At 34.9% G+C, this 17,410-nt stretch carries 16 protein-coding genes; 8 read left to right on the forward strand and 8 right to left on the reverse strand.

The window, feature by feature from the left end; translation table 11 throughout:
* Positions 1–246 precede the first annotated feature (246 nt).
* The 3 genes from chrA to Q1V95_RS08420 all read left to right on the forward strand — a co-directional run bounded on the left by chrA (position 247) and on the right by Q1V95_RS08420 (position 4,109).
* The gene (gene chrA / locus Q1V95_RS08410) at positions 247–1,572 is read left to right on the forward strand and encodes a chromate efflux transporter (protein ID WP_300672665.1); all 1,326 of its coding nucleotides are present in this window, start codon (positions 247–249) and stop codon (positions 1,570–1,572) included.
* Between the two features lie 73 nt (positions 1,573–1,645).
* Positions 1,646–2,065 carry a transcriptional repressor gene (locus tag Q1V95_RS08415; protein WP_300672667.1) on the forward strand — a complete coding sequence of 140 codons (420 nt, stop codon included), beginning with the start codon at positions 1,646–1,648 and terminating at the stop codon, positions 2,063–2,065.
* 46 nt (positions 2,066–2,111) lie between these two features.
* Positions 2,112–4,109 (forward strand): heavy metal translocating P-type ATPase, encoded by a 1,998-nt coding sequence (locus Q1V95_RS08420; protein ID WP_300672669.1) that lies wholly within the window; start codon positions 2,112–2,114, stop codon positions 4,107–4,109.
* 73 nt (positions 4,110–4,182) lie between these two features.
* On the opposite strand, the gene Q1V95_RS08425 is transcribed toward Q1V95_RS08420, so the two are convergent.
* Positions 4,183–5,523 (reverse strand): T9SS type A sorting domain-containing protein, encoded by a 1,341-nt coding sequence (locus Q1V95_RS08425; RefSeq protein ID WP_300672671.1) that lies wholly within the window; start codon positions 5,521–5,523, stop codon positions 4,183–4,185.
* A 257-nt stretch (positions 5,524–5,780) separates the two neighbouring features.
* On the opposite strand from Q1V95_RS08425, the gene Q1V95_RS08430 reads away from it, so the two are divergent.
* Both Q1V95_RS08430 and Q1V95_RS08435 read left to right on the forward strand, forming a co-directional pair.
* Positions 5,781–6,443, forward strand: coding sequence for an MgtC/SapB family protein (locus Q1V95_RS08430; RefSeq protein WP_300672673.1), 663 nt, complete (start codon positions 5,781–5,783; stop codon positions 6,441–6,443).
* A gap of 19 nt (positions 6,444–6,462) precedes the next feature.
* Entirely contained in the window at positions 6,463–6,846 is a 384-nt protein-coding gene (locus tag Q1V95_RS08435; protein ID WP_300672675.1) for a hypothetical protein, read from the forward strand.
* Between the two features lie 58 nt (positions 6,847–6,904).
* Here the strand turns inward: Q1V95_RS08435 and Q1V95_RS08440 are convergent, their stop codons facing one another.
* The 6 genes from Q1V95_RS08440 to Q1V95_RS08465 form a co-directional block, all read right to left on the reverse strand.
* Complete coding sequence (locus Q1V95_RS08440) at positions 6,905–7,861, reverse strand: T9SS type A sorting domain-containing protein (protein ID WP_300672677.1); 957 nt, start codon at positions 7,859–7,861, stop codon at positions 6,905–6,907.
* Positions 7,862–8,021: 160 nt separating this feature from the next.
* Positions 8,022–9,602 (reverse strand): DHA2 family efflux MFS transporter permease subunit, encoded by a 1,581-nt coding sequence (locus Q1V95_RS08445; RefSeq protein ID WP_300672679.1) that lies wholly within the window; start codon positions 9,600–9,602, stop codon positions 8,022–8,024.
* Between the two features lie 8 nt (positions 9,603–9,610).
* The gene (locus Q1V95_RS08450; RefSeq protein WP_300672680.1) at positions 9,611–10,717 is read right to left on the reverse strand and encodes an HlyD family secretion protein; all 1,107 of its coding nucleotides are present in this window, start codon (positions 10,715–10,717) and stop codon (positions 9,611–9,613) included.
* A gap of 15 nt (positions 10,718–10,732) precedes the next feature.
* Complete coding sequence (locus Q1V95_RS08455) at positions 10,733–12,037, reverse strand: TolC family protein (RefSeq protein ID WP_300672682.1); 1,305 nt, start codon at positions 12,035–12,037, stop codon at positions 10,733–10,735.
* On the reverse strand, positions 12,018–12,650 hold the full coding sequence (locus Q1V95_RS08460; RefSeq protein ID WP_300672684.1) for a TetR/AcrR family transcriptional regulator: 633 nt from the start codon (positions 12,648–12,650) through the stop codon (positions 12,018–12,020). The genes Q1V95_RS08455 and Q1V95_RS08460 overlap by 20 nt, the downstream gene beginning before the upstream one ends.
* 101 nt (positions 12,651–12,751) lie before the next feature.
* The gene (locus Q1V95_RS08465; RefSeq protein WP_300672686.1) at positions 12,752–13,876 is read right to left on the reverse strand and encodes a DNA polymerase III subunit; all 1,125 of its coding nucleotides are present in this window, start codon (positions 13,874–13,876) and stop codon (positions 12,752–12,754) included.
* 171 nt (positions 13,877–14,047) lie between these two features.
* On the opposite strand from Q1V95_RS08465, the gene Q1V95_RS08470 reads away from it, so the two are divergent.
* From Q1V95_RS08470 to Q1V95_RS08480, 3 genes are read left to right on the forward strand one after another with little or no spacing between them, the layout of a single operon-like run.
* Positions 14,048–15,325, forward strand: a complete 1,278-nt coding sequence (locus Q1V95_RS08470; RefSeq protein WP_300672688.1) for a hypothetical protein — start codon at positions 14,048–14,050, stop codon at positions 15,323–15,325.
* Between the two features lie 18 nt (positions 15,326–15,343).
* Complete coding sequence (gene lptC, locus Q1V95_RS08475; protein ID WP_300672690.1) at positions 15,344–15,946, forward strand: LPS export ABC transporter periplasmic protein LptC; 603 nt, start codon at positions 15,344–15,346, stop codon at positions 15,944–15,946.
* Positions 15,946–17,010, forward strand: a complete 1,065-nt coding sequence (locus Q1V95_RS08480) for an anhydro-N-acetylmuramic acid kinase (RefSeq protein ID WP_300672692.1) — start codon at positions 15,946–15,948, stop codon at positions 17,008–17,010. The genes lptC and Q1V95_RS08480 overlap by 1 nt, the downstream gene beginning before the upstream one ends.
* Here Q1V95_RS08480 and Q1V95_RS08485 read toward each other — a convergent pair.
* Entirely contained in the window at positions 17,007–17,393 is a 387-nt protein-coding gene (locus Q1V95_RS08485) for an SRPBCC family protein (RefSeq protein ID WP_300672694.1), read from the reverse strand. The genes Q1V95_RS08480 and Q1V95_RS08485 overlap by 4 nt on opposite strands.
* Positions 17,394–17,410: the final 17 nt, after the last annotated feature.

Below are 17,410 nucleotides of genomic sequence, written 5' to 3' on the forward strand. Positions count from 1 at the left end.
TACAATAATCTAAAGAAACTCAAACCTCAATCTTTCTTATAATAGACACGTAATAGACAAGACTTACAAATAATTAAAAAACAATCAATTACAATAAAAAGGACAAACGCATTTCTAAAAATATCAATCACAATTTTACATTTTATTAGTACTATTTAGAACAAAAAAATAACAAAAATGTAACCCAAAGTCCTTTTAAAATCCATCAATTTTCCGTATTTTAGAGCATATTTATAGTGCTAATAAATGCAGAATATTCCACAAAATAAAATTGAAAAACCTTCCTTTTGGGAGGCTTTTTGGTTTTGGTTCAAATTGGGGTGGATTAGTTTTGGTGGAACTACAGGACATATCACGATTATGCATGATTTTTTGGTCGAAAAAAAGAAATGGGTTAGCGATTCCAAGTTTTTTCATATCCTAAATGCTTGCATGATTTTGCCAGGACCAGAAGCGCACCAAACTGCCATCTACATAGGCTGGAAACTTCATGGCATAAAAGGCGGAATTATTTCGGGATTATTTTTCATTTTGCCATCCACGCTCATTTTGTTGGCGCTCAGCATTATTTATGCAATCTACGGCAATCATCCGTTTCTTATTTCATTGTTTGATGCTTTGAAACCCGCAGTTTTAGCGATTATTTTGTTCGCCACTTATAAAGTTGCAAAAAAATCTTTGCTTTCGGTGGTTCATATTTTTGTTGCCTTTGCGGCTTTTATTTTATCATTTTTCGTAGGCATTCCGATGCCTTGGATTATCTTGGGAATTATTGTTCTGGGAATTTTAATTCAAGTACTAAATCCAAAAATTTTAAACTTAAAAAAGCCAACAAAAGAACATTTAAAAAACGAAGAAAACTATTATATCAATAGTTTACAGGAGAATCCAAAAATATCGATTAAGAAGTTATTTTTACAATTTTCAGTTTTTGTTGTGTTATGGATTATTCCTTTTTTAATGCTGATTCATTTTAGCAATGATGGCGCATTTTTTACCTGTTTTTCATTATTGTTTACCAAAGCTGCATTTTTCACGATTGGTGGTTCTTACACAGTGATTCCGTATGTTGCGAACTTGGTTACTCAAAAACTTCATTGGTTAACGAATACGCAAATGGTTGACGGTTTTGCACTTGCCGAAACCACGCCTGGACCCTTGGTGATTGTTTTGGCTTATGTTGGATTTATGGCAGCTTTTAACAACAGCGAACATTCTTTATTGATTGGAAGTATTGGTCTGTTGGCGGCCGCATATTTTACTTTTTTGCCCAATTTTATGCTCATCTTTTTGGGCGGACCTTTCATCGAAAAGTGGCAAAAAAAATCGACTATTCAAGCGGTGCTTTCTTTAGTTACTGCGGGAGTTGTCGGCGTTATTGTGAATCTCGCATTTTATTTGGGCGAAAATGTTCTGTTTTATAATTCAAATTTCAATTTTGAAAACATCAATTGGATAAGCCTTATTTGGGCTGGAGTTTGTCTTTTACTCTTAACCAGATTCAAGGTTAATATGATTTATGTAATTCTGTTGAGCATTGGTTTTGGCGTGATACGGTACTTTTTGATTTGAAACGACTATCGGTAAAATCAATCGTAAATAAAAGTGTTTATCTGTACTAATTTCGTAATTTTAATCCATGAAAATGCAAGAAATAGAACGCATCCTCGAAAACAAAAATATTCCGATTACGCCAATGCGACAATTGGTATTGTCTGAGTTTTTGAAAAGAAAGCATTCTATTTCGTTAGCAGAGTTAGAAGAAATCTTGGAAACCGCCGACAGAAGCACGATTTATCGAACTTTAAAAACCTTTGAAAAGAAAGGTTTAATTCACAGCATTCAGGAAAATAACACCACGCAATATTTATTTTGTCACGACCATTGCGACGAGGACAATCATCACGATTATCATTTGCATTTTTTCTGTACAGAGTGTAAAAACACGGTTTGCTTAGAAAATATCAATTTTCAGAATGTCGATTTTCCAAAAGATTATTTAATTAAAGAATTAAAATTCGTAGCCAACGGCGTTTGCAAAGATTGTCTGCAAACAATGCAATAGTGTTGCACGCCTATCCTGCTTACCTTTGTTGAAAATAAAGTAAGTTATGGAATGCTGCTGCTCGGACGAACGTCCTAAAAATAAACCTCACAATCACGATTCTCACGAACACGGTCACGACCACAATCATGAACATGGACATTCGCATGATCACGACCACGACCATGATTCAGACAAATCGACTTTTCAACTCTTTTTACCTGCGATTATTTCGTTTTCGTTGTTGACTGTTGGTTTAAGCTTAGATTATTTGGTTAAACCCGACTGGTTTTCGGGTTGGCTAAGATTGGTTTATTACCTAATTGCTTACGTTCCTGTTGGTTTGCCAGTAATAAAAGAAGCCGTTGAAAGTATCAGATATGGCGATTTTTTCTCTGAATTTTTCTTGATGGCGATTGCAACGATTGGTGCTTTTGCGATTGGTGAATATCCCGAAGGTGTTGCAGTGATGTTGTTTTATTCGGTTGGGGAAGCTTTCCAAGGAATGGCAGTATCTCGAGCGAAATTAAATATTAAAACTTTACTCGACCAAAGACCTGATGAAGTTACCATTTTAGAAGAAAATCAACCTAAAACCATTAAAGCTGAACATGCCAAAATTGGTCAAGTCATTCAACTGAAACCTGGTGAAAAGTTAGCTTTGGATGGCGAATTACTTTCAGAAAAAGGTTCTTTTAATACCGCTGCTTTAACGGGAGAAAGTAAGCCAGACGGCAAACAAAAAGGCGATGCTGTTTACGCAGGAATGATTAATCTAAATTCGGTTTCGGAGGTTGTTATTAAAACTGAATTTAAGGATTCTAAACTTTCCAAAATTTTGGAAATGGTGCAAAATGCGACCACTCAAAAAGCGAAAACGGAACTTTTCATCCGAAAATTCGCCAAAATATATACGCCGATTGTTACGTTTTTGGCTTTGGGAATTTTCCTATTACCCTATCTTTTTGTAGAAACCTACGATTATAAAGTTTGGTTGTACAGAGCTTGTATTTTCTTGGTGGTTTCTTGTCCGTGTGCTTTGGTAATCAGTATTCCGTTGGGATATTTTGGAGGAATTGGAGCTGGAAGTAAAAACGGAATTTTATTTAAAGGAAGTAGTTTTCTTGATGTTTTAGCTGATATTAAAAATGTAGTGATGGACAAAACGGGAACGCTTACAGAGGGCGTTTTCCAAGTGAAAGAGGTTAATATTTCTAATGATTTTAATAAAGATGAAATTTTAAAATACTTAAATTTTATCGAAAGCAAATCCACACATCCGATTGCGACTGCGATTCATGAATATGTAGGTGAAATCGACCATCATTTAGAAATGGAAAACATTGAAGAGATTGCTGGTCACGGTTTAAAAGGAAGTATCGACGGAAAAGTTTTTCTTGCAGGGAATTTTAAATTGATGGATAAATTTGGAATTCAACACAATGTAGACCATTCTCAATTTGTAGAAACCTTGATTGCCATTGCATTTGATGGAAAATTTGCAGGTTACATTACGATTTCGGATAAAATAAAAGAAGATGCTGCAAAAGCGATTTCTGAACTTAAAAGTTTAGGCATCAAAACAACAATGTTGAGCGGCGACAAATCTGCTGTCGTAAAATCTGTTGCCGAAAAACTCTCTATTGACAATGCTTTTGGAGACCTTTTACCAGAAGATAAAGTCAACAAAGTGAAAGAAATAAAAGCACGAGGCGAAAGTGTTGCTTTTGTCGGCGATGGTGTTAATGACGCTCCTGTTGTGGCTTTAAGTGATGTCGGAATCGCAATGGGCGGCTTAGGAAGTGATGCAACGATAGAAACTGCTGACGTGGTGATTCAGGATGATAAACCGTCCAAAATACCAATGGCAATCCGCATCGGCAAGGAAACCAAAAAGATTGTTTGGCAAAATATTATTCTTGCTTTTGCAGTTAAAGCTGTAGTTTTGATTCTTGGAGCAAGCGGAAAAGCATCAATGTGGGAGGCGGTTTTCGCGGATGTTGGTGTGGCTCTTTTGGCAATTTTAAACGCAGTGCGAATTCAAAATATGAATTTTAAAAAATAGAGAAAAATATTTATGTCAAAAAATAAACAAACCCGAAAGTCATTTCGGGTTTGCTGTTTAAAAATCAAAAATATTATTTTTTCACAAATTGCTTTGTAACAATTTCGCCATCAATGATTAGTTTTACAAGGTAAGTTCCTTTTGGTAAAGAAGCTACATTAATTGATTTGTCACCAGCAGCCGATTTGTTTGAGGTCACTTTTTTACCAGACATATCAAAAATATCAAATGATTCAATTTTTCCAGATGTTTTAACATTAAGATCAGTAACAACTGGATTAGGATAAATTTCTATATCATTTGATTTAACATTGTTTGTAGCCAAAACACTATCTGGCAAAGTAATTAAAAACGGAACCATTAATCCATTTGCTTTACTACCAACCCCAATGATTTGTTTGCCATTAGAAGACATTGCCAACGGCGACGAAAAGGTAATTCCTAAGTCGTCGAAGCCCAAACTCTTAACATAAGTATTAAGGTTTTTAATCCCTGAATTTTTAAAATAAATAAAACCTTCTCCATCACCAGGAATGCTGTATTCCTCACCAATATAGTAACCAATCACAATGCTCGCATCATAATTGGCAGCCGTTGCAACGCCAACCGCTTCTGGATTAGAAGTATGCGTATAGTTTAATTCTTTAAGACCTGCAGTTTCATTCCACATAATTGCCTTCGTATAAGTGCTACCAAGCGCCCATTTTCCATCTCCCGAAACTGCTTCAAAAGGATTAAGAGGCATTCCTGAATCTTCGTCAAAAACTTTTTGAGTACCATTTTTCCAATAACTTGCGTAACGACTTCCGTCCTCCGCTGTTTGGAAACCAACCATTACTGATGCATTGTCACTAACATCGTACACACCATATACATTGTCTGGAATAATTGATCCAACATCCTTCATTCCTGTTGTAGAATTCCAAGATATGCCTTTTACGTAACTATAATCATCCGCAAGAGCCATTCCAACAATTGTTGACCCATCTGGTGTCATTCCATAAGGTGTAGTATCATCTTTTTTGAAAGTTCCTCCACTTGTACTCCCTAAATATTGCCAAGTCTTAGAGTCAATATTATAGATAGCCATTTGATTAACATTATCTTGAGCATTTCCTGAGTACAGAACTGCTTTTTTTCCATCTTTTGTTATCCCCACTTTACCAGCAGTATAGAGATTATCATTAACAAAACTCCCAATTTTTACCAGACCTGCTTGTTGTGTATAATAATAGTTAGCACTAACACTAGACAATCCAATCACCTTTCCATCATCAGAAACGCCACTAGGAATTGTAAGATTATCAATATTGCTTGTTGGAGTACCAATCGAATAAACTTGTGCCTTGATATTAGTTTTTGCTACAAAACATAGCAATAAGGCAGACAGACATGTAGTAAATTGTTTTTTCATATTAATTCTTTTAATTTAAATTTTGAATAATTTAATCTAGGCCTTGTGATCAAAAACAAATTAACTACTAAAAAACATCCCGTTTCACGATATATACGAAATGCAGTAATATACAATCAATATACATTTATTGTAAAGTATTAATTTTCAACACATTACACTTTCGTAATATTAAAAACATTTAATTGAAAAAACTTGCAAAAAACATAAAATAACTAAGCATAAAAATCTTAACTTTATTCTTGTAAATAAAATACATGAACTTTTTTGAAAAGATTAATTTTTTAGAATCTGCCAATGTTGGTGACCATTTGATTCTTGTTTTTGCTTCAATATTAATTGGACTTATTATAGGTGCCGAACGCGAATATCAAAACAAATCTGCAGGTTTGCGAACTTTTATATTGGTAAGTTTTGGTTCATGTTTGTTTACCATTTTAAGTATCGATATCGGTGTACAAAACCCTGATCGTTTGGCTGCAAATATTATTACTGGAATTGGATTTTTGGGTGCAGGTGTCATCTTTAAAGATGATAATAAAATTGGTGGTATAACAACAGCAACCACCATTTGGGCAACAGCATCGTTAGGAATGGCTGTTGGTTCTGGACATTTGTATTTAGGTTTTTTAGGTACTTTTTTGGTGATGATCATCTTGAGATTACTTGTATATCTTCAAAATTTCATTGATAATTATAACAAAATTCGCGATTACAGAATTAACACCAATTCATTAGAAAATTTTGAATACTGTAAAAAACTGTTTGATGATTGCAATCTGAAATACAGTATGATCAAACAACAATACTCACAAGAACTGATTAGCACAACTTGGCGTATCCGAGGAAAAACAGAGCAACATCAAATTTTGGTTGCAAAAATGATACAAAACGATAGAATTAACGCATTTCAATATTAAATTAAAATATTAAAACACAATGAAACAACCTACAAAACAAAGCATGGAAAACATTTGGTTAAAAGAACCTGAAGATCACGATTTTCCAGCCGCTCAAGATTATCTAGAGCTAATCTATGAACCAACAGAGGCAGCAAAACTTTCTAAAAAATTGAGAGCAGCAAAAACGATTGTTAAGAAATCAAAAGACATTTTCCGTGCAAGCGGTTTGCATATTTTGCCTGCGGACAACAAACATATCCAAGCGAATATTCAAAAGATTGTTTTAAGAAAAAAGCTTTCGCCAATATTATTGGTTCGAGATAATGGTCGTGTTGTCATTGCTGATGGCTATCACCGTTTATGTTGCAGTTATTATTTAACTGAAGATCTGGATGTACCATGTAGATTGGTTTCGAGATAAAAGTAAAAAAGCATTTGACAAAATCAAATGCTTTTTTTAGGTCAATATAAATATAGGTTTAGTTTTTAATAAACTTCGAACTGATAGAACTTCCGTCCTTAAGAATTTGCTTAACAATATAGTTCCCTTTTGCAAGCTTGCTAACATCAACATCTTTTTGCACCGTTTCTAAAACGATAGAACCTGCGAGGTTATATATTTGTACTTTAGCAGTTTTATCTGCGTCTAATAAAGTAATTTTCGAACTGCTCGGATTTGGATAGAATGTTGATTTTGTAGAAAAAGATTCTTTAACGCCTAAAGTTGCACTTGCCCCTTCAACAAGCATATTAACATTATTAGTAGATGGAAGTTCTAATACTGCTAAAGGCGTCCAATTCGTAAAATCTTGATTAAAGCTATCATTTTCATCAATAAAGTATCCATTGTTATTGCCATCATCAGATAAAAAATTATACCATACAGAAGAATCGGCTTCATCAAAATCAACCTTCGCAGCAAAGGCAATCCAATAGGTTTTATTAGCATCTAGGCTAAGTCCAGCACTATTACTAACATTTGTCAAATCAATTGTAAAAGTAACAGTCGTGCTTTGGATTTGATACGTAACAGCTGTATTATTTTGATCAAAATCAAAATTAAATTTAGCAGACTGAGCATTTGCTGGCTTTCCAGCTGGTTTTCCATTGTTATCTTCAAAAATAATAAAATGCCCGCCACGATAAGCTTGATCAAAGAAACTGTTAGAATCTAGTTGCCCTGCTATTTTAATACTTTTTAAAGTTGTTGATTGTGGAAAGCTAATATCATCTGCTGTATAAATGCTAAAATTATAATTAGGATCTATTGTTGCTGCAACCGTAACATTGCTAGGCGCTTGATTAACCAAAACCGACGCCTTGTTAGACACTTGCACCTGTTGTGCTGGTGCATTTAGCGTTTTAGAAATTTGTATTTTCTGAGCAAAAATACCTGTAGATACTAACAATAAAGCAAAAAGTAATTGTTTTTTCATGTTTTAAAAGATTTTATTTGTTGCCGCTAAATATATAAAAATTTTAACATCAACATTAACAAAATGTAATTTTTATAAATTAAAAAATAATTAAACATTAAAACAAACAACAAAAGCAGCCAAATATGACTGCTTTTATTAACTTTTTGACACAATATTATTAATGCATAGCTTCACTAAGATCGATTTTCTCGCCGCCTTTTTTATTTTTAACTAAAAGTACGAACGGAATACATACCAAGAATGCAATTCCTAAATATAAAAAGACATCCATATATGATAATACCGTTGCCTGCTTAGTAACAGAATAGTCTAGCATCTTGTAAGCCGATTGCAAAGCAACATCAGGACTTAAACCTTTTGCCATGAAACTTGCCTTTAGTCCAGCGACTCTCTGCTGAACATCGAGGCTATTAACATCTAATTTTTCTACCAAATCGCTTCGGTATAACATACTTCGATTAGCAATAAAAGTGGTGATAGCTGCAATCCCAAATGATCCACCTAGCTGGCGCATCATCCCAGTAAATGCCGCACCTTGCCCAATTTCGGGACCTTTTAGGGTACTTAATGATAGTGACGTAATTGGTATGAACAATAATCCAAGTCCACAACCACGAACAATCAACATCCAGAAGAAAGCATCTTTTCCTGTGTCTGGCGTCAAAATTTTGTAACCCCAAAAACTATATACAAAGAAAATAAACAATCCTAACGCCACTAAAACCTGCTGTTTTGCACCTTTCGTTAATAACTTACCAATAATTGGCATCATAAAGGCTGTTGTTAAAGCTGCTGGAATCATCAATGCACCCGACTGTAAGGCTGTCCAACCCAAAATACTCTGGGTATAAAGTGGTACAATAAAGGTAGAACCATATAAACCGAATCCTAATATAAATGACATAATTGTCCCGACTCGAAGATTCCCGTTCTTAAGAACCCGAAGTTCAACAATTGGATATTTAAAAGTTAATTCGCGCCAGATGAATAGAATAAATCCTACAACTGCTGTAATCGTACAATACACAATAACTTGGCTCTCGAACCAATCATCTTCATGTCCTCTTTCCAAAATATATTGTAACGAACCGACAAAAGCAGCAAGTAAGCCAATCCCCAGCCAGTCAACATCCGAAGCTTTCCGCTTTTCGGCATAACGTGGACTTTTAACAAACTGAATCGTTAGCAAAGTCGCAATAATCCCCAAAGGAATGTTGATATAAAAAATATATGGCCAACTATAGTTATCTACGATATAACCTCCTAATGGCGGTCCCAAAGTTGGTCCAATAATAACACCAAGTCCATAGATGGCTTGTGCCATACTTCGCTTTTCGATAGGATAAGATTCGGTGATAATGGTTTGCGAAGTTACAAGCAACGCACCACCACCAATTCCTTGACAAAGTCTAAAGAATACCAATTCCCAAATATTAGTTGCATTCCCACATAAAAAAGAAAATATGGTAAATATCACAATCGAAGCAGCGAAATAATTTCGGCGTCCAAACTGTTGAGAAAGCCAGCTTGTCATCGGTACGATAATAACGTTACCAATGGCATAAGCTGTGATTACCCAACCAACTTCTGACAAGGTAGCACCGAGATTTCCTTTCATCTCGTTAAGTGCCACGTTGACAATCGTTGAGTCCACAATTTCCAAAAGTGCACACAATATCGCGGTAATCGTGATAATGGCACGTCGGAAACCATACTCTACTAAAGAATCATCTTGCATTGGATGTTTTAGTTTTTAAGTGAAACAACAACCTTCACATTCATACCAGCACGAAGTTTTTCCAAAACTTTGGGATCGATGTGGTCAAAAGAAATTTTCACAGGAAGACGTTGTACAACTTTTACGAAGTTACCACTTGCGTTATCTGGTGGCAGCAACGAAAAGGTAGAACCAGTTGCTGGAGAAAATGAGCTAACAACACCACTAAATTCGTGGTCTGGGAAAGCATCGATTTCGATATTAACTTTTTGACCTTCCACCATTTTAGAAAGTTGCGTTTCTTTAAAGTTAGCAATTACCCATTTATCGTTTTTATTTACTAAACTGAAAATCTGAGATCCAGCTTGTAAAAATTGTCCTTTTTGTGTTGGGACTTTTGATACAAAACCATCTTCTGGTGCAAGAATTACGGTGTAAGAAAGATTAAGTTTTGCGTTTTCAACATCCACTTGTCTTTGTTTAACCACAGAATTAGCGATACCAATTTGCTCCGACGTTGCCATCGATTGCGAGCTTACGCTTCCTGTTTGTTGTGTTGCTTGATTTCTCTGTTCGATTAAAACTTGAAGTTGTCTATCAGCAGTTTGTTTCGCTGCCAAAGCTTGTTCATATTGTTGCTGTGTAATCGAGTGATCTTGCACCAAAGTTGAGTAACGTTTTAGATCTTGTTCTGTTTTCCAAACGTTAACTTTTGCCGCTTCGATCTGTGCATTTGCAGTTGCAATTGCTGCTCTCGATGTATTAATATTTTGAGAAGCAGCATTAGCACCAGCTTGTGCACTGCTCACATTACTGCTTGCTGTTCCCAAAGCTGCTTGCGCTTGTTCCAAAACCATTTTTTGATCACGGTTGTCCAAAACTACCAAAGTATCGCCTTTTTTAACGAATTGGTTGTCTTTAACTTTAACCTCAGAAACATAACCTGAAATTTTAGAAATAACAGGCGTTACATCTGCGGCGATTTGCGCATCATCTGTCTCCTCGTGAGATTGCGAATAGTTATATTCTTTAATCCCATAAAAGCCTCCACCCAATAGCACAGCTGCCATTACGATGTACATCACGGGGCTTTTCTTTTTGTTAGTATTTGTTGTTGTATTGTTTGCGTCTGACATTGTCTTATGTATAGTTTAATTAATAGTTCCTGTAGTTTGTAATAATTTTTTGTGCGCCAAAGTAGCATCCGCCTTAGAATTGATAAGGTTAACCTGAGCTGCTAATTTTGCAGTATCGGCATCTAACAATTCGGTCATCGTTGCCAATCCATTATCGAATTTATTTTTTGTAATTCTGTAATTTTCGTCAGCTTGTTCGACTGCACGTTGGTAAACATCAATTTTTCGGTAAGCTAATTTTTCGTTTTGAATATCTTTTTTAACATTCAGAGTGATGTTATCATTTAACAATTCCGAAGAAGCTTCAAGTTGCTTTTCAACCGCCAAAGATTTACCAAGGTTAGAATTCTTTTTCCAAATGTTGGCTAAATTATACTGAACGCCAACCCCAAAATTAACAGCATTAGTAACTGTCAATACTTTTGGAATATCGGCTGCAACGTAACCTCCTGTCAAAGCAATTGTTGGAAGATTCTCTGCTTTTGCTGCTTTTGTACCAAGCGTCGCTGCTTTTTGTTGGTATTCTAAAGCTTGTTTGTCTTTTCTATTTTTGAAAGCTTCCGTTAAATAATACGTATCATCTTGTAGATTTTGCTCTTCTATATAATTAGGATCAATTTCGATTTCGGTGTTATCCGCCAAACCTAATAATAGATCCATATTGATGTTCGCAATATCATAATTGTTATGCGCTTCCAAAAGTTGAACTTCGATATTAGAAGTTTGCAACTGCGCTTTCAAACGGTCGTTACGAGCAATGACACCATTATCTTCTAGTTTTATAAAAGATTGATCGCGTTTTTGAGATGCCGTAAGACTTTCTTCTAAAAGTTTAATAGCTTGTGAAGCCTTGAAAAGATTATTATAAGCCTGCGCAATATTATATGCCACAGAAATTTTATCATTTTCGGTGCTTAGCTTCGAAGCTTCAACCAGATATTTTGCAGATTCAATCCCATATTTAATACGTCCTCCAGCAAAAATTGGATAAGATAAATTGGCAGAACCATACATCACCTGATTAACATCTGGACCTGCGCCGCCAGCCATATTCGGAAGTTTGATATTAACATTCGGCTTAATCGGCATATACATATAAGTTCCCGAAACATTAAAATCTGGCAATTGCTTATTTTTAGCTTCTAGAAGATTAGCAGTTGCTTCCTCTACTTTGGCTTCATCAATTTTCAAGCTTTTGCTATTCTTAATCCCGAGGTCGATAGCTTCGTTAAGCGACAAATTCTTTTTTGTCTGTGCTTGAAAAAAAATATTACTACTGATGAGTAGTAATATTCCTAAACTAATTCGTTTGTTTTTCATTATAACCTAATAGGTATTTTAGTACGTTTTTTAAATGTTCTTTAAGATCTGCAAAGAATACAGATTCGAAGTTGGCATCATCCTGAGCGCCAAAAAACTCTTTGTACATTTGTACACCATTAATCCCAGAAAACATTGTTCCAGCAATTGTTGAGTGGACAAATTCCACTTTTGGTTTTTTTGTAAAAAGTTTGTTGTTATAACCAGAAGTAATTAGCTCTTTGTAAAACTTCAGAAAACTCATTTTTGAAGTTTTAAGAAAATCCAAAATATATGGCGTTTTGTTGGTTAATTGTTCACGTTGCATAATGCAGTAAAATCCTCGCAAACGAATAACTCTACCAGAAAACTGATCAATTAACAAACATATTTTTTCCCACTCGTTAAGATTGGTTTGTGCCAAAATATCTTTTCCGAAACTAATACTCTCATTCATTCGATATTCGAAAATTCGCTCATAAAGCTTCTCTTTAGAGCCGAAATAGTACGAAATCATCGAAATATTGACATTCGCTTCTTTACAAATTTCGCGCGTGGAAGTTCCCCCGAAACCATTTTTAGCAAAAAGTTTTTCGGCAGCAAAGAGAATATTTTCTTCTTTTGAAATTTCCATTTACAATTATTTTGCTGCAAATGTAAATCATTTTTAAATAAAATCAAACGATTGATTGAATAAATTTTTATTAAATAAAGATTAAATATTTTGCGAAAAAGCTAAACCGCCTTTTTATGAATGTGTCGCGTTAATTTGATGCCCATATCAGTCAAGACCACTTTAGCATTGGCATTACGAGAAATATGATAACTAGCGTCCGTCAACTCATCCAAGATTGCTTCGATGTTGGCACCACTGATGTAAGTCGAAAATGCATCCCAACCAAAACCATTGCTATCCAGTTTTCGATAAACAAGATTTGGAGTGCCGTAATTCTGCATCAAAGCCAAACGAAAAGTCTCTGTACAAAATTCTAAAAAACGAATTTGTTTATCACGATTCCAAGCGCTAATCTCATGTGACCAACGGATAATCGCGCGCAAAACTTCGGGCTTCTTTTTCGCCATAAAAGCATTACGAACCCATTGTATGAATAAAGTTTCGAACTCATTGGACGAAGATCCAGTTTCCAAAATCTTTTGCGCATCATTCAGATTTCCACGTGCTTGTCCTACCGCAGCAGTAATTTGCGATGCATCAACATCTGGAAATTTTGAAGTTAGATAAGATTGTACAGCTTTATCCTCAATTCTCGGTACTTCAACAATTTGACAACGCGAAAGAATTGTCGGAAGAATATTGTCAATTTTTTCGGCACAAAGGATGATGTAAGTCTTCTTCGGAGGTTCTTCTAGAAACTTTAGAATTTTGTTTGCCGCTTCCTCATTCATTTTGTCAGCGCGCCAAATGATCAGAATTTTGCTTCCACCTTCAAAACTTTTAAGCGCAAATTTGGCATGCATATCTTCTGCCTCCTGCGCCGAAATAAAAAACTGCTTCTTCTCCGAATCTAGATAATTGGTCCAATCATCAAAACTTGCGTATGGATTATTAAGAATCATCTCACGCCATTCCGTAAAATAACGTTTACTAAGGGAAATGTTTTTTTCAGTAAAAATCGGAAAACTAAAATGTAAGTCAAGATGGTTAAGATGTTCTACCTTTTGCGCTGCTGTCGCATTCTCGCGAGACAAAATCTCTTGAGAAAAAGCCAAAGCCATTGCTAATGTTCCGTAGCCTTCTTCACCAACAAAAAGTTGTGCATGCCCTACCCGATTATCATCAATACTTGATAAAAGAAGTTGCTGCAATTTTTCTTGACCAATGATGTTTTCCCATTTCATGCCAACAAATATAAAGAAATAAGTTTGAGGTTTTGTTCTGTTTTAGTTTAATAAAAATCAAAAAATATCGGCAATTCTTGTCGTATTCATCTACTTAACAAACTTTAACGCCAAATAAATTTTTGAGATTCATTATTAATTAAGATATTTGCGGTTTGATAATAATAACGAATGAAAAAGACTTTTGTCGTATCATTACTTACAGCGGGACTTTACCTAAACGCACAAAGCATCGGTAATTCTCCATATGCAGCTTACGGAATTGGTGATATAAAATATGATAACACAGTAGACATTGGTTCTATGGGAGGTATTTCTACAGCGTATATCTGGGATTTTAATAACAATTTCAACTTTAAAAACCCTGCCGCGAATACCAATCTAGAATTAGCGACTATAAAAGTTGAAGGTACTAACGAAAACAATTTTTATAAAACAGACTACAATAATACGAGCGTAACAAAGCACTCAACTTATTTGTCAAACATTTCGATCTCGATGCCTTTGAGTAAAAAGGTAAAATTCGGATTAGGATTCCAACCTTATAGTTCTAAACAATACGAGATTCTTCGTACTTTGAATAATCCTGACACAGGAAATATTGAAGGTCACAAATACACTGGTAAAGGAACGCTTAATACTGTACAAGCAGCAGTTGGTTATCAAATAACGCCAAGTTTTGCTTTAGGTCTTAGAACCAACTTCTACTTTGGAAAACTTTACGACATCGAAGAAGTTACGTTTTCTGACGCAGAATTGTTAAGTGGATATTCTAACAGCAACAAGATTGCATCGTTCAACTTTACACTAGGTACAACTTATCAAAAGAAATTCATCAATGATCACAAATTGACATTTGGTGCAACCTATACTTTTGGTACAACTGGCGAAATGGAAAGCAAATATGTCAACAGCACTTATTATACAGGTGTTGGAGGTGTCAAAGGTTACGAAACCATTATCGACGAGCTTGATACAAAAGATAAAAAATTCTTACCTCAAGAATTCTCTTTAGGTTTGGGTTATGGCCACGATACAAAATGGTTTGTTGGGACACAGCTTGATTATAGAAATGGTGAAAACTTTAATTACTTAGGTCAAACACTTAAGTATCACGATTCTTATAAAATCTCTGCTGGTGGATGGATTTTACCTAACTACAACAACTTTAGAAGTTACTTCTCTCGCGTTGTTTACCGTTATGGAGCATACTATCAAAAAGGAGCACTTAATATTGCTGGACAAAACATCAATAGATTTGCCGTGACTGGTGGTGTTACACTTCCATTCCAAAAAAGTAGTATTACAAGAATGAACTCTGTCGATCTAGGTTTAGAAATCGGTAGAACTGGTACGCTTACTAACAATCTTATCCAACAGAACTTCGTCAACCTACGTTTCGGAATTAACTTTGGTGATAAGTGGTTCGGAAGAAGACTTTACAACTAAAATTAAGATTTATTACTAATGATTTTCAGAATTAGTAACATATCAAAATATACAGCATTAAGAAACAAAATTCTTTTAAGTTTCTTAATGCTTTTTGTTTTACAATCTTGCGACGAAGATATTACCAAGCGCGATCATAAAAAGAATACCAACTTTGCATCACAGGTTATCCATAACGCCAAGATTATCCAACGCGATTCTGGACAGGTAAAAGTAAGATTTGATGCACCTTTACTCGAAAAGTATGAGTTAATTGACTCACCATATGTTGAAGCAAAAAAAGGTTTTTACCTTGAGTATTTTGATAAGAAAAATCCAAAAGTTCCTGGGAAAATTTGGGCTAAATATGCAAAATATGATGAAAAAAAAGATTTCTATTTTGCTAAAGGCCGCGTAAAAATTATCACCAACGAAGGTCGAACTTTCGTAACGGAAACCATCAACTGGGACAAAAAAAATAAAAAAATGTATACCAAAGACACAGTATACGTTTCTGACCAAGATGGCAATATTTTGGTGGGCGCCAACGGAATGGTTGCAAAAGACGACTTTACAGAATATACATTCTACAACAACTCTGGTCAGTTCAACACCAAAGGACTTCCAAAAACCGGCTTATAATGGCCACTTCACAAGAATTTTTCGCAATCGGTTTGATGTCTGGGACTAGCCTAGACGGACTTGATATTTGTTATTCTAAATTTTGGAAACGAGAGGAAAAATGGCATTTTGAGATTTTAAAAGCCGAAACCTTTTCTTATTCTAAAACTTGGGAAAACAAGCTAAAAAGTGCTGTCAATCGCGATGCAGTATCTTTGTTTGAATTAAACTCAGAATATGGTTTTCTCCTTGGCGAATTGTGTCAAGAGTTTATTACTAAGCACAGCATTGATAAGCTAGATATTATCGGCTCGCATGGTCACACGGTTTTTCATCAACCTGAAAAGAAATTTACAGTTCAGATTGGCGATGGTCGCGCGATACAGATTTTAACAAAGAAAAATATCGCTTACGATTTTCGAATGCAAGATGTGTTGTTAGGCGGAAGCGGCGCACCTTTGGTTCCGATTGGTGACCAACTTTTATTCTCTAATGTTGAGGCTTGCGTTAATCTTGGTGGCTTCTCAAATATTTCATTTAAAAAAGATGAAAAAAGAATCGGCTACGATATCTGTCCAGTCAATATTGTTTTGAATTATTTTGCTCAAAAACAAGGTCGAGATTTTGATAAAGATGGTGAATTAGCAAAGCAAGGAAACATTAATTCTGAACTTTTAAACCAATTAAATAAAATTGAATTCTATCATCAATCCGAGCCAAAATCTTTGGGTTACGAATGGGTAGAATCTCAGATAATGCCTTTGTTAAAGGACTTTTCGGATTTGGATATTTTGGCAACATTTACCGAACATGTCGCAGAACAAATTGCCATTAATCTAAGTCAAAATAATATCAAAAATGCTTTGTTTACAGGTGGTGGCAGTCACAACGCTTATTTAATAGAAAAAATTAAAGCAAAAACCAAAACCCAAATCATCATTCCTAATAAGGAAATTATTGATTATAAAGAAGCTTTGATTTTTGCTTTTATGGCTGTTTTAAAAATGAATAACGAAATCAATGTTCTTTCCTCAGTTACAGGAAGTTCTCACGATCATTCGTCGGGCATTTTTCTTAAATTCTAAAGTTGCTCGATTTTATCAGTAAGAGCGTCGATAAAGTTTTTCAAAGGTTTTTCAACCATCATTTTGATAAAAGGATTGAATTTTCCTTCAAATAATAATTGTACTTCTGTTTGGTTATCGCTAATTGGATTCATATTTCCTGTTAAAGCAAAATCCAAACTAGAACTTGCAGAAACTAAAACAACTTTTTGCTCAGTAACTTCCTGAATCTTAAGCGCAATCTCTGGCATTCCTTTCAAAGAAAACTTGAATCCATCCTCTCTTGCTTCAAAATTTTGAAGACTGTCTGGCATCAATGCTCTGTAATCTTCAGCATTTTTTAGCATTTCTGTCAAATCTTTAACCGATTTATTTACGATAATTTTGCGTCCTTCTAGATTCATTTTTCTATTTTTGTATT

Origin of the sequence: Soonwooa sp. (genome assembly GCF_030151385.1) — a bacterium.
Lineage (GTDB): Bacteria > Bacteroidota > Bacteroidia > Flavobacteriales > Weeksellaceae > Soonwooa.